The organism is Vibrio sp. 2033 (assembly GCF_033339735.1).
This window is the reverse complement of the sequence record NZ_JAWOVC010000555.1, coordinates 1-603: the sequence shown is the minus strand read 5'-3', so window position 1 is coordinate 603 and position 603 is coordinate 1. Positions and strand designations below refer to the sequence as shown.

General features: G+C 49.6%; 1 protein-coding gene. It reads left to right on the top strand.

Features of this window, described 5'->3' with window-relative positions:
* A partial coding sequence (locus R7P74_RS27760) for a 3-phenylpropionate MFS transporter (RefSeq protein ID WP_318123889.1) occupies positions 1–603 on the top strand: 603 nt, incomplete at both ends.

Genomic DNA, 603 nt, shown 5'->3' with positions numbered 1-603 from the left:
GAGTTAAACATCTAATGCCAACGTTGCGTTGGTTGAGTTTTGCTGCCCTCATTTTTGTTGGTTTCCACTTTTTTACGGGCGGAAGTTTTTGGCTTATGGCATTGGCAACGGTGTTGTTTAACTTGTGTTGTGGTCCGGTAGTACCGCTATCAGATGCGATGGCAAACTACTACGCTCGCTTGAAAATGTTGGATTACGGGCGCACGCGTTTGTGGGGGTCTATAGCCTTCATTGCGGGTTCAACGGTGGTGGGTTTCCTTGTCGCAGAATTTGGCTCGGATATGATTGTGTACACCGCGATGGTTGGGGTGTTCTTTTCATTGCTTTTCGCGATGCGCAGTATCAATCCAATGCCTGTCACTCGCGGTGACCAGCATGCTGAACGTCCGAAATTATCCGCACTGCTTACCGATAAATCAGTGGTGAAGTTCTTGGTTTTGGTGTCACTTATCCAAGGTAGCCATGCGGCGTACTACGGCTTTAGTGCCATTCACTGGAAAGCGGCGGGTCACTCAGAAGACGTGATCGGCTACTTGTGGAGTCTAGGCGTTGCGGCAGAAGTGGCTGTGTTTGCATTGAGTAAGCGTCTGTTTGCTGGTTGGG